Raw genomic sequence first — 395 nt, 5'->3', positions numbered from 1 at the left:
CCATGGCGCCTTCGCCGGACTGGGTCTTCTTGGTCATGTGCGTCTCTCCTGATCCATCCCGCTGGTTACGCCGCTGCCCGGCTCAGCTCGGAGGCGCCGGCGGCGCCCGCGGTCTGCTCCTTGAGCGCCGCGATCAGACCGGGACGGTCGAACTTGGCGACATAGTCGTGGAAGCCGGCCTGACGGCCGCGCTCGATCGCCGCCGGCGACACCAGCGCCGACAGCCCGATGATCGGCATTGCGCCGAGATTGCTGTCGGAGCGGATGGTTTCGGCAAACTCGAACCCGTTCATGTCGGGCATCTCGATGTCGGTCAGGACCACGTCGAAGGTCTGCGCGCGCAGCGCGGCCAGGCCCTCCTGCGCGGTCGGCGCGGTGCGGACGCGGTAGCCCGC

The 395-nt window shown here is 69.6% G+C and carries 1 protein-coding gene; it reads right to left on the bottom strand.

Translation table 11 applies throughout. The annotated features are described in order from the left end of the window. Positions 1 to 65: 65 nt before the first annotated feature. Positions 66 to 395, bottom strand: a 330-nt coding sequence (locus AC0L2O_RS36440) for a response regulator (protein ID WP_473373154.1), incomplete at its 5' end; no start/stop codon positions are given.

The organism is Bradyrhizobium sp. Kon10 (assembly GCF_055807395.1).
The sequence above is the reverse complement of the archived record's forward strand: the minus strand, read 5'-3'. Positions and strand labels throughout refer to the sequence as shown.